Annotated in this window: 18 protein-coding genes and 1 pseudogene; 4 read left to right on the plus strand and 15 right to left on the minus strand. The window is 40.8% G+C overall.

Annotation, left to right across the window (positions count from 1 at the left end):
- Window positions 1-510: 510 nt before the first annotated feature.
- Window positions 511-1,617 (minus strand): D-TA family PLP-dependent enzyme, encoded by a 1,107-nt coding sequence (locus MTT09_RS08170; protein ID WP_429803470.1) that lies wholly within the window; start codon window positions 1,615-1,617, stop codon window positions 511-513.
- A gap of 88 nt (window positions 1,618-1,705) precedes the next feature.
- Window positions 1,706-4,159 (minus strand): molybdopterin-dependent oxidoreductase, encoded by a 2,454-nt coding sequence (locus MTT09_RS08175; RefSeq protein ID WP_429803471.1) that lies wholly within the window; start codon window positions 4,157-4,159, stop codon window positions 1,706-1,708.
- A gap of 161 nt (window positions 4,160-4,320) precedes the next feature.
- Between MTT09_RS08175 and MTT09_RS08180 the strand changes: the two genes are divergently transcribed.
- From MTT09_RS08180 to MTT09_RS08190, 3 genes are read left to right on the plus strand one after another with little or no spacing between them, the layout of a single operon-like run.
- Window positions 4,321-4,614 (plus strand): putative quinol monooxygenase, encoded by a 294-nt coding sequence (locus MTT09_RS08180; RefSeq protein WP_429803472.1) that lies wholly within the window; start codon window positions 4,321-4,323, stop codon window positions 4,612-4,614.
- Window positions 4,615-4,646: 32 nt separating this feature from the next.
- The gene (locus MTT09_RS08185; protein ID WP_298038594.1) at window positions 4,647-4,868 is read left to right on the plus strand and encodes a nicotinate phosphoribosyltransferase; all 222 of its coding nucleotides are present in this window, start codon (window positions 4,647-4,649) and stop codon (window positions 4,866-4,868) included.
- Window positions 4,869-4,918: 50 nt separating this feature from the next.
- On the plus strand, window positions 4,919-5,821 hold the full coding sequence (locus MTT09_RS08190) for a hypothetical protein (protein ID WP_429803473.1): 903 nt from the start codon (window positions 4,919-4,921) through the stop codon (window positions 5,819-5,821).
- Window positions 5,822-6,092: 271 nt separating this feature from the next.
- On the opposite strand, the gene MTT09_RS08195 is transcribed toward MTT09_RS08190, so the two are convergent.
- The 7 genes and pseudogenes from MTT09_RS08195 to MTT09_RS08225 form a co-directional block, all read right to left on the minus strand.
- Window positions 6,093-8,831 (minus strand): M16 family metallopeptidase, encoded by a 2,739-nt coding sequence (locus MTT09_RS08195; RefSeq protein WP_429803474.1) that lies wholly within the window; start codon window positions 8,829-8,831, stop codon window positions 6,093-6,095.
- Between the two features lie 100 nt (window positions 8,832-8,931).
- Entirely contained in the window at window positions 8,932-9,648 is a 717-nt protein-coding gene (locus MTT09_RS08200; RefSeq protein ID WP_012140154.1) for a basic amino acid ABC transporter substrate-binding protein, read from the minus strand.
- A 595-nt stretch (window positions 9,649-10,243) separates the two neighbouring features.
- Window positions 10,244-11,422: a methyl-accepting chemotaxis protein gene (locus tag MTT09_RS08205; protein ID WP_429803731.1), complete on the minus strand. Its 1,179-nt coding sequence runs from the start codon at window positions 11,420-11,422 to the stop codon at window positions 10,244-10,246.
- Window positions 11,414-12,196, minus strand: a pseudogene (locus tag MTT09_RS08210) (cache domain-containing protein); the annotation flags it as partial. The gene MTT09_RS08205 and the pseudogene MTT09_RS08210, both read right to left, overlap by 9 nt.
- Window positions 12,197-12,325: 129 nt before the next feature.
- On the minus strand, window positions 12,326-13,096 hold the full coding sequence (locus tag MTT09_RS08215) for a basic amino acid ABC transporter substrate-binding protein (protein ID WP_429803475.1): 771 nt from the start codon (window positions 13,094-13,096) through the stop codon (window positions 12,326-12,328).
- Between the two features lie 11 nt (window positions 13,097-13,107).
- Window positions 13,108-13,836 (minus strand): amino acid ABC transporter ATP-binding protein, encoded by a 729-nt coding sequence (locus MTT09_RS08220; protein ID WP_103558564.1) that lies wholly within the window; start codon window positions 13,834-13,836, stop codon window positions 13,108-13,110.
- Window positions 13,829-14,539 carry an amino acid ABC transporter permease gene (locus MTT09_RS08225; protein ID WP_429803476.1) on the minus strand — a complete coding sequence of 237 codons (711 nt, stop codon included), beginning with the start codon at window positions 14,537-14,539 and terminating at the stop codon, window positions 13,829-13,831. The genes MTT09_RS08220 and MTT09_RS08225 overlap by 8 nt, the downstream gene beginning before the upstream one ends.
- A gap of 146 nt (window positions 14,540-14,685) precedes the next feature.
- Here MTT09_RS08225 and putP point away from each other — a divergent pair, with 146 nt between their 5' ends.
- Complete coding sequence (gene putP / locus MTT09_RS08230) at window positions 14,686-16,173, plus strand: sodium/proline symporter PutP (protein ID WP_429803477.1); 1,488 nt, start codon at window positions 14,686-14,688, stop codon at window positions 16,171-16,173.
- Window positions 16,174-16,221: 48 nt separating this feature from the next.
- On the opposite strand, the gene tsaD is transcribed toward putP, so the two are convergent.
- From tsaD to MTT09_RS08260, 6 genes are all read right to left on the minus strand, one after another.
- Complete coding sequence (gene tsaD / locus MTT09_RS08235; RefSeq protein ID WP_429803478.1) at window positions 16,222-17,226, minus strand: tRNA (adenosine(37)-N6)-threonylcarbamoyltransferase complex transferase subunit TsaD; 1,005 nt, start codon at window positions 17,224-17,226, stop codon at window positions 16,222-16,224.
- Window positions 17,223-18,521, minus strand: coding sequence for a M99 family carboxypeptidase catalytic domain-containing protein (locus tag MTT09_RS08240; protein WP_429803479.1), 1,299 nt, complete (start codon window positions 18,519-18,521; stop codon window positions 17,223-17,225). Before MTT09_RS08240 ends, tsaD begins: the two co-directional genes overlap by 4 nt.
- A complete protein-coding gene (locus tag MTT09_RS08245; protein ID WP_429803480.1) occupies window positions 18,521-19,756 on the minus strand; it encodes a uracil-xanthine permease family protein in 1,236 nt (411 codons plus the stop codon). Before MTT09_RS08245 ends, MTT09_RS08240 begins: the two co-directional genes overlap by 1 nt.
- Window positions 19,743-20,852, minus strand: coding sequence for a 1-deoxy-D-xylulose-5-phosphate reductoisomerase (gene dxr / locus MTT09_RS08250; RefSeq protein WP_429803481.1), 1,110 nt, complete (start codon window positions 20,850-20,852; stop codon window positions 19,743-19,745). Before dxr ends, MTT09_RS08245 begins: the two co-directional genes overlap by 14 nt.
- Window positions 20,834-21,565 carry a phosphatidate cytidylyltransferase gene (locus tag MTT09_RS08255; RefSeq protein WP_103596897.1) on the minus strand — a complete coding sequence of 244 codons (732 nt, stop codon included), beginning with the start codon at window positions 21,563-21,565 and terminating at the stop codon, window positions 20,834-20,836. The genes dxr and MTT09_RS08255 overlap by 19 nt, the downstream gene beginning before the upstream one ends.
- 173 nt (window positions 21,566-21,738) lie before the next feature.
- Window positions 21,739-21,864 carry a hypothetical protein gene (locus MTT09_RS08260; protein WP_429803738.1) on the minus strand — a complete coding sequence of 42 codons (126 nt, stop codon included), beginning with the start codon at window positions 21,862-21,864 and terminating at the stop codon, window positions 21,739-21,741.

The following is a 21,864-nucleotide window of genomic DNA, read 5'->3' on the forward strand; positions in this document are numbered from 1 at the left end:
TCGCGAGCTCGCAACTGCATGGCAGACACGAAGTCCGTCCCCTTATCCCACTTTTTTTAATCCCCTGTCTGCTCGCAGCAGTTACGAGACGAAGCCCGAGTAAAAACTCCTTGCACGTTAGAAGTGACATACAATGGTGCTGGCACACTGCATGCGTTTATGTGAGAGAATTTATAGCAAATTTTAAAATTAGAGCTGGCATATCACGGCTCTAAATTTAGTGGCGAGTGGCTACGAGACCTAATTTTAGTAGTCTGCTAAGGCGAGTGAGTAAGATTTTAAATTTGCAAATTTGTTTTGTCAAATCAGATAAGGTGTCACTCGAATTTTAAAATTTCATGAACGAGTAATTTCAGCTCTAAAATTTGAGCTAAGCTGTAAGCGAAGCCAAATTTTAGTAGCCAATTCTTGCAAGTGAATGAGATTTTAAAATTTACCAAAAAACATAAATTTACTATGATCCATGCAGTGGTTTAAATTTATTTAGTGCAGATTTTATCTGCCATATCCCTACTCCACCCTGCCTCTTGCTAAAACTGGCACTTTTTCGCAGATCTCATCGCCGCTTACAAGATAGGCGTAGTCGTATAAATTTACCACCGGGCAGATGTGATTTGGATAGATGCGCACAAGATCGCCCACACGCACGCTTTTTGCAAATTTCTCGTTTAAAATGATCGCATGCTCGTCAAATAGGCTATCTATCCACACTTCATGCTCTGCGATGAGTCCCATGCCAGGCGTCGTACAAAAGCCCTCGCTGCGCCTCTCTTTGGTTAGCGACTTTGCCCCAGCATCAAGGATCGTGCGGGTCGCAGTCGGCTTTGAGATCACGACGCTAAGCACGCTAGCAGCGTTCATATCAAAGCTGCCATAAGCATTTGCCTGCGACGCATCCATAAATATATATGTGCCAGGGCGAAGCTCGGTAACGCCTTTTGGTATCTCAAAGTCGTTTATCAGTGAGGGCGTAGAGCCGATACTAACGGTAAAATTTTCATATCCAAACTCACGCGCGATATCAGCAAATTTTAGCGTCCTATCGGTTGCCACCCTAAAAATTTGCTCGCACTCGCGCTTATCTTTTGCCTTGTACGAGTGACCATCATGCGAGAAAACACCGCAAAATTCCACGTTTTTGCACTCTTTAAAAGTACTCATCAAAGCTCTAAAATCACCATCTTCTATGACGCCTGAGCGGTTTTCGCCGACCTCTATCTCCACAAGTAGCCTAGCTATCTCGCCAGTCTTGCCAAACACCTCGTCAATGAGCTTTAAAACGCCCACGCTATCGACGCCAAAGCTCACTTTAGTGCCAGCTTTTTGTAGGGCTATGATACGAGCAAATTTCTGCCTTGTGACGATCTCATTTGCGATGAAAATGTCGCTTAACCCCTCTTTTGCCATCACTTCAGCCTCGCCCACCTTTGCCACTGTTACGCCCTTTGCACCGTGAGCCACTTGCATTTTCGCAAAGTATGGCATCTTGTGCGTTTTGGTATGTGGTCTTAAGCTTACGTTAAATTTATCAGCATATTTTTGCATTTTTTCTAAGTTTTTTAGCACTATCTCCCTATCTATGAGTAGCGCTGGGGTGTCTATTTCAGTGATTTTCATGAGCTATCCTTTCTTTTTTCTTAGATTTTAACTCTAATTATTTAAAAAAGGATAGCTTTTGGCACTTTAAATTTTCAAAGTGTTACTTTTAGGCCTTTCTTGCGCCGATCTTTGGTGCGTCAAACGCCCTGACACGCTTTGGCGTGCCCTTAAATTTCTCGACCTCGACAAGGCTCGTGTGGGCGGTGTTGCTCTGGCTCATCTTGCTTGATGGCACGTCTTTTGTGAGCACGTTTAAATTTCCGTGCAAGCAAAGGCTCTTCTCGCCTGGCACATCTGGGTCGTACCAAGCGCCCTCGCTCACGATGACGACGTTTTGTGGCACGTCCTCGGTCACAAAGGCACCGCACAAAATTTCGCCCCTGTCGTTGTAAATTTTCACCACGTCGCCCATTTTTATCCCTCTAGCTTCGGCTGTTTTTGGGTTTATGAGCACTGGCTCGCGCTCTGCGATCTCGTTAAAATGGCGAAGCACGGAGTTATTTAGCTGCGAGTGAAGTCTAAATTTAGAGTGTGCGCCGCTGATGGCGATAGGGTATTTTTTATTTTTTACACCCAGCCACTCAAACGGCTCAAGCCAAGTCGCATGCGGTGGGCAGTCGTCGTAGCCAAAACCAGCGACCGTTTCAGAGTAAATTTCTATCTTGCCAGATGGCGTTTTTAGCGGATTTGCCTCTGGGTCGTCACGGAATTTCTTGTAGTTTGTAAAGTAGCGTTTTTTCTCATCTACCTTGTCAAATCTAAAATAACCCTTCTGCCAAAACTCATCAAAGCTTGGCATGCTCTCATACCCAAGCCCAGCAGCCTTTTTAACGGCATCTTCGTAAATTTCCTTGACCCACTCTAGCTCGCTTTTACCCTCGCTAAATGCCTCTTCCCTGCCCCACTCTTTTGCAATGAGTCTTGCGATCTCAAAGTCGCTTTTGCTCTCGCCAAATGGCGCAACAAGCGGCTTAATAGCAAAGAGATACTCGTTTGTTGAGTTTGCCATCTCGATGTCTGTTCGCTCACACTCAAGCGCAGCTGGCAGGACGATGTCGCTAAATTTGGCCGTGCTCGTCCAAAATGGCTCGCAAGTGATGATCGCGCTAACTTTTTGCATAGCTTTTATCGCCCTGTTGGTCTCTGGATGTCTTGTAAATGTCGAGCCGTTGGCGTTAAACATCACTCTGATCTTTGGTAGCTTGTAGCTTTTGCCATTTCTAGTTATCTCTTTACCAGGGCTTAAAAGCGCGTCTATGAGCCTTGAGTTTGGCAGCTCATAGCCCTTAGTCTTTGGCACAAGGCCGCTATCAATGAATTTTTGTGGCACCTTCGTCTCAAAAGCCGCTAGTTTAGGCGCTATGAAGCTTTCGTCGGCGTTTTTGTGCATGCCGTCATTTGTGACAAAGCCGCAACCCTCTTTGCCGATGTGTCCAAGCATCGCATTTAGCGTCACAAGCGCCCAGTACGCCATCTCGCCGTGATCTTGCCGCTGAATCGCGTAGCCACTAACTATGACTGAGTCGTTTTTAGCTAGATCCTCGCTAAATTTCGCTAGCTCTTGCTCGCTCACGCCACAAATTTTGCTTGCCCAAGCTAGGTTTTTATTGACCCCGTCTTTTGTGCCAAGCATATACTCTTTAAATTTATCAAAGCCAACGGTGTATTTTTCTATAAATTCTTTGCTGTAAAGCACCTTTTCAAAAAGGTAGTTGCACATACCTATCATCATCGCCGTATCGGTGCAAGGCACGACTTCAAGGTATTTTGCGCCAAAATATCTTGCGCTTTCGTTGTGATAAACATCGACGCTATAAATTTTCATCTCGCCGCTCTCGCCTTTTTTTCTGATCTCATCGTAGTATTTATATGAGTTGTGAAGCGGCACGCCAATGGCGATCTTGTTTGAAACGACCGGGTTCGTGCCCCAAAATACGATCGTTTTGGCATTTTTTAAGATAGCCTCCCACTTTGTTGGTGCTAGTGTTGGGTCAATCGAGCCAGTGATGTGAGGCATGATGACGGTTGCTGCGCCGTATGAGTAACCGCCAAGCTCATTTACATATCCACCAAGCACGTTAAGTAGCCTCTTTGCGGTCTTTTGACTGTGACCAACTTTGCCAAGGCTACCCCACTGATAAACCTGTCCGTATATCGCTTCAGCGCCATATTTATCGAAATTTTCTTTTAAAATTTTCGCACTTAGCTTTATCGCCTCATCCCAGCTCACGCGCACAAACTCCTCTTTGCCACGAAGCTCTGGCTTTGGGTTGTTTGGGTCAGCCAAAAAGCTCTTTCTAACAAATGGATATTTTACACGGCTTTCGTTTTGGATATGATCAAGAAGTGCGTTGTTTAGCTCATTTGGGCACGCATCGCCCTCAAATGGCTCAGTCTCTACCACGCGCCCTGCGATAGTTTTCACATAAAATGGGCCAAATTTGTTTGCACTTAGCCCGCTTTGCTTGTCAAAAAGCGCCTGAGCTGCTCCGTCAAGCTCTTTTGCTTGAAGGCTTGCTGCACTTAAGGCACCAAGTCTCAAAAAGTCTCGTCTTTTCATTTTCTCTCCGATTTTGGTTAAATTTACTGTTTTTGGTTAGTTTTATGAGTTATAAATTTAGTATTTTGTATCATCTTGTCATGAAAAGGCCTTGTAATGTAATACGCAAACTTGCGTCTAAATTGCGTTATTTTAGCTAAAAAAATATTAAAGGATAAGAAATGGTAGGATTTTATGTAAATGTAAAGTTAAAAGCTGGATACGAGGCGAAATTTGAAGAAATTTTAAAAGAGATCGTGCCAGCTTCAAGAAAAGACAAAGGCTGCATAAGCTACGAGTGTGGCGTGGTTACGGGCACTAAAAGCGAATACTGCTTTATGGAGAGCTGGGAAAATTTAGAGAGCCAAAAAGAGCACATGAAGAGCGCTCACATGGTGAAAAACGCAGCTGCTCTGGAGGCTTGCAAAGAGAGCCAAGAGGTAAAAATAATAAATTTTGTAAGCGTGAAGGAATAATATTTGCTTAAAAAGGGGCAAAATTTAGAAAAATGAGCGAAGAAAAGATGCTTGAGATGATAAATGCGACTGCCGATGTTATGTTTATGGCTATACTTAGAGGACGTGTGAGCCTTGAAGCCTGCAAAAAGGACAAGGAATTTATAGACGCCCTAAGAGAAGAGCTACTTAGCAAAAACCCAAACAAGCTCAAAGTCGCGCAAGACTCGCACCAGATGATCGCCATTTTTGAAAAATACCGCAATAAAAAATAATCCATTTAAATTTTAAATCCATTTGCCGATATAGTGTTAAAGGATTTGACATGATAAATGCGCTAAATGGATTTAATCAAAGCTTTAATTATCAAGACACTTTTAATAAGCAGCCAACGACTATCGCAAATTTAGGCAAAGTAAAAATTTCTCCTCAAACCCTAGACATCAAGCATCTATCACTTTCTGGCTACTCGTCAAATGATAAAATTTCTATCTGGGGCAAGATGAACGGGCTTGATAGCTCTATGGGTAAAGATGAAGTTGCTAGCCTTAAAAATTTCGTTGATAGCACGAAGCTTTGGCGAGCAAGCTCCATTCTAACCAGCGAGAAAAACGGCTTTAGCGTAGATGAGTTTAACAAAACTTACAATATATATGCTATTGCCACCGACAACCTGAAAATTCTAATCAACCACGCCAATGGCACACTTTATCTAAACCGCGAAGCTACAAATTTACTAGACTCTGATCTAAGCATAGATAAATTTAAAGACAAATGGCTGGAATTTACCGCCGAAAGGATACTTGGCGAGCATGCAAATGTGAAAATTTCTTTTAAAGACGGTGCCTTGCACTACGAGCAAACATCGGCTAAAAAGCGCATAGAAATCATAGGTCAAGCGATGGCGCATCGTGTAAGCTACGCTGATAAAAACAGCAAAGATGAGTTTTTGAAATTTCTAAAAACAAGCTATGAAAAGGGCGAAAATATCGCTGATGTGCTGCAAAATATCGCTCTTACGCCAGTTAGAGAAGATGGCGGTGAAGAGATAGAAGAAGAGAAATTTAAGCCTATGCAAGTTACCAAAAAGAGCGTGACCTACACGGATAAGGATATAAAACGCGAATTTTTTGAAGAATTTATCAGGCGCGAGGTCGAAAATGGCGCAAGCTTTGATGATCTAGTGCAAAAGCTAAACAAGCTAAAGCCAAAGGATATACTGGCTTAGCTTTAGGGTTTAAATTTTGGGGCTGGCTTGGCGCGCTAAATTTATTTTGCTTAAATTTTTGAGGCTGGTCTTGCCCTCTAAATTTCTACTCAGGTTTAAATTTCTGGAGGCTAGTTTCACTTCTCAAATTTCTGCCTAGGCTTAGATTTCTGGGGACTGATTTAGCTCTCCAAATTTCTACTTATGTTTAAATATAAAAAGCTAGCTTAGCTCCAAAATTTCTAATCAGGTTTAAAATTTAAGAACCAGCCAGCCCAGCCCCAAAAAATTTCTACTTCGGATTATTTATACTTATCACCATATTTTTCTCATCAAGATATAGCCTAGCAGCCTCTTTGATGTCGTCATTTGTGAGTGCTTTGACCGCATCTATATACTCATCAGCCGTGTAAAGTGGCGTGTTAAAAATTTTATTTGAGATGATGAGATTTTGCCAAAACTCAGGCTTTTCGTAGTCTTTCTTTATAGAAATTTCACTCTGCGCCTTAAAATCCTCCAAATGTTTTGGCAAGAGCGCGCCATCACGCTTGATGCTAGCTATTATCTCCTTTATCTCGGCGATGATCTTGTCCGTGTTTGCAGGGTCGCAAGTAAAGCCGATCACCGCCTTTGAGTGCTCATACGGATAGCGAGCGAGCTTAACGTTTAGGCTAAAGCCGTATGTTTGACCTTTGTCTTCTCTGATCTTTTCTCGAAGTGCCGTTTTTAAGACCGAGCTTAGCGCTCTTAGCTTGACCACCTCTTTGAAGCTGTATTTTGTATCTAAATTTATTATATCCACGCTCACATCGCTTCTTTTTGTGCTTTGATACTCTCTTTTAAAGGTGTGCTCTCCTTTGATGCTTCGCACACCATCATCTTTAAAATTTTCAGCCTCGCCAAGCTTTGGCAACGTAGCGATATACTTTTTAACAAGTGGCAAAAGTCTCTCCTCGTCGGTGTCGCCGATGATTACGAAGGTGTATGAGGCTGCGTTTGTAAATTTATCTTTGATGATCTTTTTTAGCTCATTTAGCTTTAGCGTATCAATCTGCGCCATCTCAATGGGCGCTACACGCTTGTTGTTTTCGTAAAAAAACTTGCTAAATTCGGTGCTAAATTTATATTCAGGTAAATTTTGCTCTTTAGCTAGCTCATCTTTTGCTCTTTGCTTTATCCTCTCAAGCACGTTTGCATCGGCTCTTGGAGAGCTAAACTCTAAATTTATAACAGCTAGCAGCGAGCTAAGATCGCCACTGCTTGAAGAGCCGTAAATGCCCTGTGTAAGCGCCTCTATGCTCTTTTCGTAGCTTACTATCTTGTCGTTTAGCACCTTTGAAAGCTCGTAGTTGTTAAATTTGCCAACGCCACTTTCATTTGTAAGCGCAACCGCAAAGCCGCCAAGCTTAGGATCGGCAAGATCTGAAGTGCCACCCTTGCTAATGGCCGCAAACAAGATGTTATCTTTTTTGGTAGCTAGTGGCTTAAAGATGACTTGCGAGCCATTTGGCAGCTTATAAGTGTAGATGCCATGCTTTTGATCAAATTCGCTAGAGACTATATCTTTTGGCTCTAAATTTTCATTGCCAAGGCTCTTATTTAGGCTCTGGCTAACTAAATTTGTATCGTAAGGTTTTGCCTCATCTTTTAGCTTCAAAAATGTATCTTTGCTAAGCCTAAAGCCATCTTTGCTAAAGACCCTCACACGCTCATCAGGTATGGCCAAAATTTGCCTAAATCTAGCATTTGCCTCTTCAAGCGTGATCTCGTTTAAGAGCTTTAGGCTAAGGTTTTTGCTATCTTCATCGCTTAGTACAAAGCCACCATTTTCGATCATATTTAAAATTTCGCTTGCATAAACGCTTGATTTTTTAGTTTTTGAGCGTTTAAATTTAGCCTCCACGTTTGCCACAAACGCCTTTTTCACATCGGCAAAATCGCCTTTATTAAAGCCAAATTTCTCAATGCCCTTTAAAACACTTAACATATCTTTAAGGCTAGCGTTAAAATCATCTCCGATCACATTCGCCTCAAAGCTATAAATTTTTTGCTTTGCTTGAAGCGTTTGCGCCATAAAATCAACACTTAAATTTGATGAATTATTTGCATTTTTTTGCTCATAAAGCATATTTATAAGGCTGGCTATTAGTGCATCTTTTAAATTTCGCTTCACATCAGCCTCGTCTGAGACTGGCTTAAATTTATCAAAAAAGCTAAGTCTTACAAACTGAGCTGCCGTCTCGTTTGCGTCGTAGTTGAAAACATTTAGCCCATCTTTAAAAGCGATGCTTTTGTCTGGATGAACGTATGAGTTGCTATTTTTTGCTGCGCTAAAACTTTTTTCTATCAGGGCTTTTATCTCGTTTTTATCAAAGTCGCCAACTGCCACAAAGCTCATAAATCTTGGCTGATATAGCCTCTCGTAAAACTCTTGCATATGCTTAGCATCCACGCTTTTTATCACGTTCATGTCGCCTATAGGCACTCTTTTTTGATAGATGCTACCTGCAAAGATGTCCTTGCTCTGGGCAAGATAGAGCCTATATGCTGGCGTGTTTCGCTGGCGCTCCTCCTCCATTATGACGCCACGCTCCTTATCAAGCTCGCCTGCATCGATCTTCACGCCATCGATCCAGTTTGAAAAGACCTTGAAAACATCCTTTAAATTTTTCTCATTTACATTTATGCTTAGCGTGTAGCTCGTCTGATCGTAGCTTGTTTGCGCGTTTAGATCAGCGCCAAATTTAACCCCAAGGCTCTCAAGCTGTTTAATGAGCTCATTTTTGCTAAAGTCACGGCTGCCATTAAACGCCATGTGCTCCAAAAAGTGCGCAAGCCCCTGCTCGCCCTCTCTCTCATCGGTCGAGCCTGAGTTTACGACTAGGTAAAAGATGGCTGTATTTTGCGGGAGTTTATTCTCTTTTATATAGTATTTAAGCCCGTTTTTTAGCTCGCCACTTAGCATATCTTTGTCATTTTGCAAGGCAAAGAGGCTAAGCACTAGGCACAAAAGTAGCAGAATTTTTCTCATAATCCGTCCTTTAAATTTCTATGTAAAAGCGGATTTTAGTATAAATTTTAAAATGCAAGATAAAGCTAGCCTGCTAAATTTGCAGGCTAGTTGAGAGGTGTTATTTTAGTTCGTATTTTTTAAGCAGTGCGTCGTAGCTGCCGTCTTTTTTCATCTCATCTAAAATTTGATTTATCTTAGCGATAAGCTCGCTCTGCTTATTTTTATCAAAAGCGATTGAAAAGCCCTCGCTACCATCAACCTCTTTGAAAAATGCCTCTACTTCAGGGTTTTTCTTAATAAAGCCATAGCCGATCGAGCTATCAAGGATGACTGCGTCAAATTTGCCAACTTTTAGCCCCATAATGAGCGGTACAGTATCTTCTGAAGGCACTACTTTTGCGCCATTTATCGCATTTGCAGCTAGCTCTTGGATAGTGCCTTGTTGCACGCCTACTTTTTTGCCAGCTAGCTCCTCTTTAGCTTTTAAAGCGTCGTTGCCTTTTTTCTTTAGGTAGATGTTTTCAGTTAGATAGTATGGCTTTGTAAAGTCAATCGACTTTAGTCTGTCTGGAGTCGCGCTCATCGCACTTATGATGCCATTTATCTTGCCAGCTTTAAGCGCTGGGATAAGGCCATCAAAGCTCATATTTATGATCTTGTATGAAAAGCCAGCACGCTTTGAAATTTCATCTATCAGATCGATGTCAAAGCCTGTTATTTTGTTGTTTTCATCGATGTATTCAAATGGCGGGTAGTTTGCCGCTGTACCAAATTTTAGCTCGTTTGCACAAAGAGCAACAAAAGCTGTCAGTAAAAGAGCAAAGATCTTTTTCATGTCTATCCTTTAAAGTGATTTAAAGCCCTAATTATCGGCATTTATCTATTAAAATTTGTTTAAATTTAGCGTAATGACAGAAATTTAGACAAGCTTGTAAAGTGTATAGGTAAATACACTAGAAAGATTTTGATCAAATTTTAAAAATAGCTCAAAAATTATCTGAATATAAACTGCATGCAGTGCAAAGCACTGAGGCATGCCACTTCTAACGTGCGAGGGGTTTGAGGGATCTAAAGGGAGATAAGGGGACGGCTTCGTAATTTAAGTCCCCTTGTCTCCCTTTTGAATAAAAAAGAGCTTAAAAATTAAAGTCTATATTTTAAAAGTAGAAATTTATTATTTTGCAAATTTTAAAATCTTACTCACTCGCCTTAGCAACTTACTAAATTTAGGGCTCATAGCCATTCGCCACTAAATTTAGAAGCATGATATGCTCGCTCATAAAATTTTAAAATTTACTAGAAACTTCTTGAGTGTTAAACTTAAGATTTGGAATTTAAAAAGATTAAACCCCAACCCAGCCTAAACCAGGTTGGAGTTTATTAAATTAAGTAGTTTGCATTAAATAAATTTAAGTTTGTTTATTAAGAAGTTAAAACCTCTTCTTCCTAACCTCTTCAACTATAGCTTTAGCCATCTCATCTACTTCAGATGTTACTTCGTTTGCTTGGTTTGCAATTACAACGTTTTCTTTTGTTAGGTGATCTATTTGAGCAACTGATTGATTTATCATGTTTATACCTTCGCTTTGCTCTTTGATTGATTCACTCATCTCATTTATTGATTGAGCTAATACATTTGTATTTGCTTCTATCTCACCTAGAGATTTTTGAGTTCTCTCAGCTAGTTTTCTAACTTCATCAGCCACAACTGCAAATCCTCTGCCGTGTTCTCCTGCACGTGCTGCTTCTATTGCAGCATTAAGAGCAAGTAAATTTGTTTGATCTGCTATATCTCTAATGATAGTTATGATGTTTTTAATTTCATCACTTTGTCTTATAACATCAGCTGTCTTTTGAGAGATGGCATTCATTGAGCTTGACATTTGCTCAACTGCAGCAGCTGATTCTTGTAAGCTATTTGCTTGAGTGTTTGCTGAGCTTGCTACTTTAGATACTGAGCTAGCTAAAAGTTTAGCTTTTTCTTCTAGTACTTGTGCTTGGTTTAGATTGTCATTTAGCATTTTAGAGATTTCAATGCCTAGAGAGTTTATACCACTTGCTATCTTACCATCATCATTAAGTCTTTTTGTAAAGTCTTGGTTTTTATAAGTGTTTAGTAGATCAAGTACATCTTTACCATTACTTGAGATTGCATTTTTAAGAGCAAGTTGTAGATCTTTAAATGTGCTTTTTAGTTGATTTAGAGCTGGGTTATTAGTATCAGCTTCTAGGCTTGCTTCATAGTTGCCATCTTTTATCTCATTTACAAAGGTGTTGGCTTTTTGGATGAAGATACTTTGATCTTTCATACCATCTTCAATGGCCTTTGTGTTTTTGTTTATTAGCTCTGCCATTTGGCCAAATTCATCTTTAGATGTTATCTCTATAGGCTGGGCTTTGTTTGTCTTGTGATTTAGTAGATCAAAGAAAGATAGTAGGCCTGTTTTTAGTTTGAGGATGATTTTTAAAAGATATGAAGATAGATAAAGCGAGAGCAATAGCCCTAAAATAAGCACCACTACAAGCACTCCGACAGACGCATAAGCAAGTGAGTTTAGATCCTCTAAAAGCTCGTCTTTGTCAAGCTCGCCGATCAGATACCAGCCCATACTTTTGATATATTTTGAGCCGATCAATAAATTTCTGCCATCTTTATCTAGCGATATGTAGCTGCCATTTTCGTTGATTAGCTTTTTAAGATTTGCTTCACCTACTATATCTTTTAGATTGCCGCTTACGTCTTTGCCGATCTTTATGTCGCCTTTTTCATCGATCAGTAGAAATTTACCGCCACGACCTATCTTTTGTGACTGGACAAAATTTACTATCTCGCTTAAATTTACGCCAGTTGCTGCGATGCCATAAAATTTATCATCTTTTTGAACTTTGTAGTTTATATACATCATTATCTTGCCGCTGCCGTCTTCAGCCTTGTTGATGTCGATTAGGCTTGGGCTGCTGCCATCTTTTAAGGCGTAGTACCATTTGTCATTTTCTGGGTTAATGACCTTTAAAATTTTATCTTCGACATAGTAGTTTAGAGTTCTGTCTGAGCCAAACATTATCGTGTCTAGCTTTAAATTTTTAGCAAGAGTTTGAAAATAGTCAAATAAGACCTTTCTGCCATGCTCATCCTCGCCATTTTTAACCCAGTCTATTAAGAAGCTATTTTGAGTTATTTGATAAGAAGCGTCGATTATCTTATCGATGTAAGATTCTATTTTATAACCAACTTCATTGACAGCAAGTGGGAATTCTTTACTTTCGACCCTATCGGTATATAAATTTTTAGCCATGTTATAGGTCACAAGACCAACCACACTAACACAAACCAAAAGCATGACACTTAGCACAAGTGCCGTTCTCATCCTGAGTGATTTCATTGTATTCTCCTTAAAGTAAATTGACAATTTTATTACAATATATTTAAATAATATTAAATTTTATAAATTAGAAATTTGTGAGATTTTTTGCAAGAAGCATTTTTGTCTCTTGCAAATTTATATTAGGATTTATTTTTTAAGGTCGTATTTAGCGAGCATTTTGTCAAATTCGCCAGATTTTTGTAGCTCCTCGATCGCAACATCTATCTTTTTGATAAGATCGGTATGTTTGCCCTTATCAAATGCCATCGCAAAGCCCTCTGTACCGTCAGGAAGTCTTAAAAACTCCTCTAAATCTGGATTTTGTTTCAAAAACTCAACACCTATAGGGCTATCAGTAAGCACAACATCGATCTTACCGGCATTTAGTGACATTATAGCTGCCGCTACGTTTTCAGCTGGGATTGACTGAGTTGTGATCTTTTTAGCTGCCTCTTCTTGAAGTGTGCCAACTTGGGCTGAAATTTTCTTGTCTTTAAGGTTGTCTTTATTTACATCTGAGCCTTTTTTGCGGATAAATAAATTCTCTGAAAAATAATATGGCTTAGTAAAATCAACAGACTTTCTTCTCTCATCAGTCGCGCTCATGCCGCTTATCGCGATATCTATCTTGCCTGTTTTTAGAGCTGGTATCAGCCCATCAAAACTCATATTTGCAACGTCAAATTTGATCCCAGTTTTTTTAGTGATCTCATTTAGAAGATCGATCTCAAAGCCAACGATCTGATTTTTATCATCAAGATACTCAAATGGAGGGTAATCAGCACTTGAACCCACCTTATAAACTACCTCCTTGCTAGCTTCTGGCGCATTTGCAGCGGTTTTTTTGTCGCTATTATCACCACAACCTATAAAAAACAGAGCCAACCCTAACGCTAAAACTTTTAATAAATTTTTCATTTTACTCCTTATTAGTGATTTAAAATTTTACCTAAAAACTCTCGCAGACGCTCGTGCTGCGGATTTGTAAAGACATTTTTTGGCGTATCATCAACTGCTATCTTGCCTTTGTCCATAAAGAAAATTCTATTTGCCACGTTTCTTGCAAAGCCCATTTCGTGAGTCACAACAAGCATCGTTATACCCTTTGCTGCGACATCTTTCATGATATCAAGCACCTCGCCGATCATCTCAGGATCCAGCGCACTTGTTGGCTCGTCAAATAGTATCACCTCTGGATCCATAGCTAAGCTTCTAGCGATCGCGATACGCTGCTTTTGACCGCCTGAGAGCTTGTGCGGATAGGCAAATTTCTTATCGCTTAGCCCAACACTCTTTAGCAGCTCATCTGCCCTCCTCTCAGCGCTCTCTTTGTCTAAAATCCCGGCTTTTATCGGAGCAAGGGTCAAATTTTGCAAGACATTTTTGTTTGCAAAAAGATTAAAGTGCTGAAATACCATGCTCACTTTTTGTCGAATTTTATTTATGTCTGATTTTTTATTGAGGATATCTTCGCCATTTATCTTGATATGTCCGCTATCTGGCTCTTCAAGACGGTTTATGCAACGTAAAAATGTACTTTTTCCACCGCCACTTGGACCAATTATCGCTATAACTTCGCCTTTTTTGATATCCACGCTGATGTCATTTAAAACACGCAAATCGCCATAGCTTTTGTTTAAATTTTTAATCTCAATCATGGCGATTTAGTCTCCTCTCAAGTAGTTTCACCAAAAGGGTGAAAAATTTAACGCTCACGTAATATACAATGCCCGTAAAAATGACTGGCTCTGGGCTGTAAAAGACCGCTTGAAGGCTCTTACTTTGCATCGTGATATCAACGACGCTTATGTAGCCAACGACTGAGGTCTCTTTAAAAAGTGAGATAAACTCATTAGCAAGCGCTGGCAAGATATTTTTAGTAGCTTGCGGAAAGACTATCTCACGCATCGAAACGTAGTAGTTTAGTCCCATCGCACGAGCAGCCTCCATCTGACCTTTATCGACGCTATTTATGCCGCTTCTTACGATCTCAGCAACGTAAGCCGAGCTATTTAGTCCAAGTGCGATCACGGCGACATAGAAGTTGTCACTCCAAGTGGCAAAAATCACCACTGAAAATATTAGAAGTTGAAGTATTACAGGCGTTCCACGCAAGATGTCGATATACTCATCTATGACGAAATTTAAAATCTTGATATCTAAAAATTTAATAAAAGCTAAAATAAATCCAAGTGTTATACCTATAGCAATACCGCCTATCGTAAGGCCAAGTGTTACTCCATAACTTTTAATATATGCGATCTCTTGCGCCTCGCTAAGATCTCTTGGATAGAAAAAATATGTTCCAAGCGAGACAATTATTATAAAAAATAGAAATTTGGCTAAATTTTGAGCGTTCAACTTCGTCCTTTCTTTAAAATGTAGCCTTAAATGATACGAAAAAAAATATATCATTTTGCTTAAATGAATTTAAGGATTGTTTTAGCATTGAAATTTAAATAAATTTGTAATAACATAAGCGTTTTATTTTATTTGAAAGGAAATTTATGAGCTTTGGGTCTTATTTAGCCATCGCCATCTATTTTGGTTTCTTGCTATTCATCGGACGATATTTCTACGATAAAAATGCAAGTATGAACGAGTATCTGCTAGATAACCGTCAAATGGGTCCAGTAGTCACTGCACTTAGTGCCGGTGCTTCTGATATGAGTGGTTGGATGCTACTTGGCGTGCCCGGGGCTCTATACGCAACTGGCGTGGCAAATGTCTGGATGATAGCTGGTCTTATCGTGGGAGCATACTGCAACTACTTATTTCTAGCAAAAAGGCTTAGGGTCTATACTGAGGTTGCAAGCGACAGTATCACGATACCTGATTTTTTAGAAAACCGCTTTAAAGACAGAACGAAAATTTTAAGGATCATCTCAGGTCTTATCATCTTGATATTTTTCACGCTTTACGTAAGTAGTGGTATCATCGCTGGTGGCAAAACTTTTGAGAGCTTTTTTGGCTTAAAATTTGCATACGGAGCGGTCTTTACGCTCATAATCGTGGTCTTTTACACATTTTTTGGTGGATTTAAAGCCGTTAGCATAACTGACGCATTTCAGGGCCTTTTGATGTTTTGTGTCCTAGTTTCGATCCCAGTCGTGGCATATCTAAATTTAGACCTGCCAAGCGATACAAATTTGATAAAAGAAATAAGCAGACTTGATGCAAGTCACCTAAATCCATTTAGAGATCAGACTTTCTGGGGCATTTTGGGCCTTCTAGCTTGGGGCTTTGGCTACTTTGGGCAACCACATATCATCGTTAGATTTATGGCGATACGTGACTCAAAAGAGCTTGCAAAGGCAAGAAGGATCGGCATTGGCTGGATGACGATCGGCCTACTTGGTGCAATTATGAGCGGACTTATCGGCTTTGTCTATTTTAGCCAAAGAGGCGGACTAAGCGACCCTGAGACCGTGTTTTTAAAGCTTGGCGAGCTACTTTTCCCGCCATTTTTTATAGGTATCATCATCTCAGCTGTTCTTTCAGCGATCATGAGCACCATCTCAAGCCAGCTTTTAGTCACTTCAAGCTCGGTCACAAAGGACTTCATATTTGCCTTTTATAAAAAAGAGGTGAGCCAAAGCACGCAAACAGCGATCAGCCGCTATGCAGTCGTGGTTGTAGCGCTAATTGCCACAGTGCTTGCCTTTATCTCTACAGATAACGTTCTAAACGTCGTTGGCAACGCTTGGGCTGGATTTGGCGCGAGCTTTGGACCGGTGCTACTTTTTAGCCTTTACTGGAAACGTATGAGCGCACTTGGAGCGCTTGCTGGCATGATAGCTGGCGGTGCGACCGTAATATTTTGGATAACATCAGGATTAAATGCCTATGTTTATGAAATTTTACCAGGCATTTTAACCTCAAGTCTAGCCATCATCATGGTCAGTATCTGGGGCGACGCGATAAATAAAATGACTAGCGAGCCACACGAGCAAGTGATAAAAGATGAATTTGAAAAGATGAAAACAAGGCTTTAAATTTAAACAAGGTGGCTAGCTTTAGCCACCATCAAATTTACTCTAATTTTAAATTTCAAACCTCTTAAAACTAACCCTTGGATTTATAGTTAGTTTATCATGCGAGATAAACTCTTTTTTTAAGTATTTCTCACGTCCAGCTCTTGCTATCATTAGCGCATTATCAGAGCAAAACTCAAGCGGTGCTAACAAAAGCTCGCACTCATTTTTTTGACAAAGAGCTTCAAGCCTTTTGCGTAAATTTAAATTTGCACTTGCTCCACCAACCACGCCAAAACGCTTGAAATTTCTTAGTTTGAAAACCTTTTCAAGCTTATTTAAGATGTGCTCGCAGGCTGTATTTTCAAAAGCGTAGCAAATATCTGCGATATCTTTTTGTGTAATAGTTTTAAGCTTTGAAATTTCAACTCTGACTTGGTTTTTAAGCCCTGAAAAACTGTATTCAAGGCGCTTGTCGTGAAGAAGTGGGACGGTAAATTTAAACCTATCTTTGTCCTCGCACAAAAGTGCGTTTTGCTGCACGACAGCACCGCCTGGGTAGCCAAGATCAAGCATCTTTGCCACCTTGTCAAAGCTCTCGCCAAAGCTATCATCGCTTGTGCTTGCAAGCTCTGTAATCTCGCCATTTTCACTAATCTCAAGAATCATCGTATGTCCGCCACTTACTAGCAAAACGCCAAGCGGAAAGGTGGCTTCGTGGTCTAAAAATAGCGAGTAGATGTGGCCAACTAGGTGATTTACAGCAATTAGTGGGATATTTAGAGCGATGCTTAGCGCTTTTGCCATGCTCACACCTCCTATCAGGCTCACGCTTAGCCCTGGCTCGTTTGTCACAGCGATCGCTTTAATATCTTTTAAATTTGACAAGATATCATTTAAAAGTGCTGGCAGCGCCTTTGTATGAAGCCTTGCTGCAAGCTCTGGGACCACTCCACCAAAGATAGCGTGCTCCTCTTCTTGCGAGATCTTTTTATAATAAATTTGCTCCAGCGTCTCTTCATCTATGAGCGCAACAGAGCTGTCATCGCAGCTGCTTTCGATGCCAAGTATCATCTAAACTCCGCTAGTATCATGCCAGCAAATTTCTCTTTACCATTTTCGCTTTTGTAAAACTCAACTCGGTAAATTTTGCCATCTTTATCTATGCTATAGCTTTTGTTTAGGCTGTTTTTATCGATATCTTGCTCGCTCTCATCAATGCTTTTAGTGCCGTATCCTATGACATTTACGCGCACATTTTTGAGAGCTTTTACTTTAAAACTTTTTTTAACGCTAAATTTGTCGCCACTTTTTAGCACCTGCTCGTTGCCATCGATCAAAAGAGAAATTTTATCAAGCGGCTTTGCAAACTCGAAGTATTGCGGCTTTAGCCTTGTGACAGAGCGGTTGCCATACTGCACTTTGTAAGCATCTTTATCTTTTATGACGGCGATTAGCGGATTTGGCGAGTGGTAGCTTAGCTCGCCCTTTTTAAATGGCACGAAGCTTATCACTGGTTTTAAATTTTTAAGGCTAAGAGCGTAGCTGTCAAATAGCTCAAGCCTGATCTCCTTTTCGATCGCCTTTTTCACGTTTTTAACATCGAGATCAAACGGCCTAGTAAAGCTAATGCCAGCCTTTTTCATATACTCCTCGATCGCTACTAGGTGATAATACGTCCTTTGCTCGGCGTTTAAATTTTTACTAGCTTCGTTTGCAAAGGCGGATTTGTTTTGCGTGATAGCGTAGTAGGTGAGGCTTTTTAGCATCTCTTTATCACCCATCGCGGTGTGCGTATTTTTGATGTGATACTGATGTTTTGGATCTATGAGGTGCTTATTTAGCACGTCTTTTACGCTTGATGCGATGCTTTCAAGCTCTGGGTACTTTGAGCCTGGTAGCGTGCTTTGATCGATTATGCAGGTGTTGCCCCATTTGTCGGGGTTTTCATCCTTATTTATAAAAGTATCTCTGTAATATCCGCTGCCATCGTGTAAATTTAAGATGAGAGTGACGTTTTTGTCGGTGATGACGTCTTTTATCTTCATCACTGAGTTGTAGTCTGGATCGTCCTTTTCGACGTGGGCGAATTTTCTATTCATATCGCCCTTTGTGCCGCGACTTCGCTCGATAATGCTTGGGAAATTTAAATTTGGTACGACCCAAAGCGAGCCTTTTGTGATGTTATAATCAGTCGCTACGATAGAGGCCGCCAAAAAGCCGCCTGGCTCGTCGCCTTGTATGCCACCGATTAAGAGCATAGTATTACTACTTGGCTCACCTTTTTTGATAAGTGCATAGTCCAGTGCGCTTGCATTTGCAAGGCTTGCAGCCGCAAGAGCTGCTAGAAAAAGTCTAAATTTACGCATTAATATCCTTCGTAATGCTTTGTCTTTGGCAAAAGCAAATTTAAAACTATACCAGTAACCGCGCCAAGTCCGATACCTGAAAATTTAACCGCTCCAAGATCAAGCACCATGCCACCGATAGCGAAGATGAAGATGAGGGCCACGATTATCATATTTCTAGGATCAGCAAGATCTACTCTGTTTTTTATAAGTGTCTCCATGCCAACGCTTGCGATGATGCCAAAAAGTAGCAGCATGATGCCGCCGATGACTGGAGCTGGGATGGTCGAGAGCACAGCCCCTAGCTTGCCAACGAAAGCTAGCACGATAGCAGTGATCGCTGCAAAGGTCATGATCGCTGGATTATACGCTTTTGTAAGGCTAACCGCGCCTGTGACCTCTGAGTAGGTGGTGTTTGGCGGACCACCAAAGGCAGCAGCTAGCGAGGTGGCTAGGCCGTCACCTAAAAGGGTGTTTTTAAGGCCTGGATTTTTCAAAAAATCCTCTTTTGTCACATTTGAGATAGCGAGCATATCGCCGATGTGCTCGATCGCTGGGGCGATGGCGATAGGTATCATATATATGATAGCTTCGATTTCAAATTTTGGTGCGCTAAAGCTTGGCACTCTAAACCAAGGGGCGCTTGCGATGGCGCTAAAATCAACCATGCCAAAGCAGTAAGCCACGATGTAGCCAGCAATGATGCCAAGCAAGATCGGTATGAGCCTAAACATCCCGCGTCCTAGCATCATGACAACGATAGTAGCGATAAGCGATGTGGCTGCAACTATCATAGCTACGTTTTGAGTGTAAGCCTCAGTAGCTGAAGTAGCCATTTTGACGGCATTTGGAGCTAGTATCAGACCTATGGTCATGATGACTGGACCAACGACGACTGGAGGTAAAATTTTATGCAAAATCTTCTCTCCGCCAAAGCGAACTACAAGACTTAATGCGACGTAGAAAAATCCAGCAAATATAACGCCGCCCATCGTCACTGGTATGCCCCATTTTTCGATGCCGTACTGAAGCGGAGCGATGAAGGCAAACGAGCTTGCTAGAAAGATCGGCGGGACGTTTTTTCTAGTTATTAGCTGAAAAAGCAGCGTGCCAAGACCTGCTGTAAAGAGCGCGACGTTTGCATCAAGCCCCGTAAGGATAGGCACGAGCACCAGCGCGCCAAAGGCGACGAACAGAAACTGCACACCAATAAGGCTTTGCCTAAGATCAAATTTATACCCCTCATACCTTTGCATTTAGCATCCTTTTTGCGTATTCTCTAACCTCTTTATCAACTTCATAAATTTCATCTACGCTTGAAATTTTTATATCTTTAAATTTCTTAGCCAAGCCCAAAATAAGCCTTGATATATCTAAAAATGAGCACTTTTTCTCTAAAAAGCTAAACACTCCAACCTCATTTGCAGCGTTTATTACAACACCTAGATCAGGACTAGCCAAGACTTCGTCTTTTAGTGAAAAAACCGGATATTTTTTAGGGCTGATCTTGTGAAATTTGATATTTTTAAGATTAAGTAAATTTGCGCGAGAGACGATATTTTCGCTCATGTTTTCAAGCATAGCATGCGCGATAGCTAGCTTCATATCAGGGCGTGAGAGGTGCATCGTGCTTGAGCCATCGATAAACTCGACTACGGCGTGGATGGCTGAGGTTGGCTCAATAACTGCCTCGATATCTTTTATGCCGTAAAGCCAGTAGGCCTCCATCACCTCAAAAAGCTTGTTTGTCATCGTCGCACTGTCAATCGTTATCTTTGCGCCCATATCCCAGTTTGGGTGTTTTAGCGCATCGCTTGGCGTGGCACCTTTTAGAAATTTGATCGGTTTTTTATAAAATGCCCCGCCACTTGCTGTGATGATGAGCTTGCTTGGGGTAGTTTTATTTTCTAGTAGAAATTTAAGCCCAAAATGCTCGCTATCAATGGGCAAAATTTCTCTTGTTTTTAAAAACTTGCCACCAACTACGAGGCTCTCTTTGTTTGCAAGTGCTAGCTTTTTACCAAGTGCTTGCGTCTTTAGGCTAGGAGCAAGACCAGCAAAGCCAACAAGGGCGTTTATCACCTTTTTTGAGCTTGAAATTTCAAGCATTTCTAGCAGTCCAGCCTCGCCAAAAAAGATGTTTTTAGCTTCAACGTTTTTTACATTTTTAGCTAGCTTTTCATCGCCCACACAGACAAATTTTGGCTTAAATTTTAAAATTTGCTCGTTTAGAAGATCAACATTTTTAGCGCAGCTTAATGCCTCGACGCTAATGTCAAATTTCTCGCAAAGATTAAGAGCATTTTTGCCGATCGAGCCAGTTGAGCCAAGTATTACCACGATAGCGACCAAAGTAGCGCAACAACGCCAAATAAATAGCCATCTATCCTATCAAGCATGCCGCCGTGACCTGGGAAAAGCGTGCCGCTGTCTTTGACGCCGCAAAGTCTCTTTAGATAGCTCTCAAAGAGATCTCCCCAGACCGCAAAGACGCAGACTAAAAAGCTTGAAAATAGAATTTGGAAAAATCCATCTGTTACGAAATTTCCAACTACGCAGCCAATTATGGTGCCTACTACCACGCCGCCAACTGCGCCTTCGATGGTCTTGTTTGGTGAGCTTGGGCTAAATGGATGCTTGCCAAACATCTTACCAACGAAAAATGCGCCGCTATCGCTTGCAACGACGCTTAAGATAAGCCACGCAAGATAGCCCATACCATACTCTGAATAAAGCATCCACATCATAAAGATAGGAGTTGTCGGATAGACAAAAGGGGCGACAAGCTTTAAATTTTCGCTTTTTATGTGCGCAAGGATAGATGCTACCAGCATGATCGCAAGGATCGCGATGAAGATCGGATTTGTAAAATATGTAAGCACGTAAAATGCGAGCGCTGCATAAACTAGCTGTTTGTGATCGATGCCATAAAGCTTGAGCGACTCATTAAAGGCAAAGTAAAGCACAGCGCCAAGCAAAATAAAATTTAAAATATAATTATCTATAAAAAAAACTACCAAAATAGCAACAAACATCAAAACGCCAGTGATAATGCGTGAAGACATACACTCTCCTTAAAATCGTTATTTTGCCGTAATTATAACACTTAAAATTTAGACGGCGTTTATAAGAGTGAAATTTGGTTTAAAAAGTGTTTTGGATTGGTACATTTGGGTTTATTTGTGTTGTGCACAGTAAAATTTATATGACAAAAAGCAAAAGATTGCTTATTTGGTAGCTAAAAATTATTTTCCTCAAAAAAGTCGGTGTCGATCTTGCAAATTTCATATATCTGGCCTATTTGAATGCCTACTTTATAGTTTATCATTAGCTCAGTTAGTCTGTCACCATCTATTAAGACCAC

It is taken from the genome of Campylobacter concisus (assembly GCF_050447505.1).
GTDB classification, from domain to species: Bacteria; Campylobacterota; Campylobacteria; order Campylobacterales; family Campylobacteraceae; genus Campylobacter_A; species Campylobacter_A concisus_BP.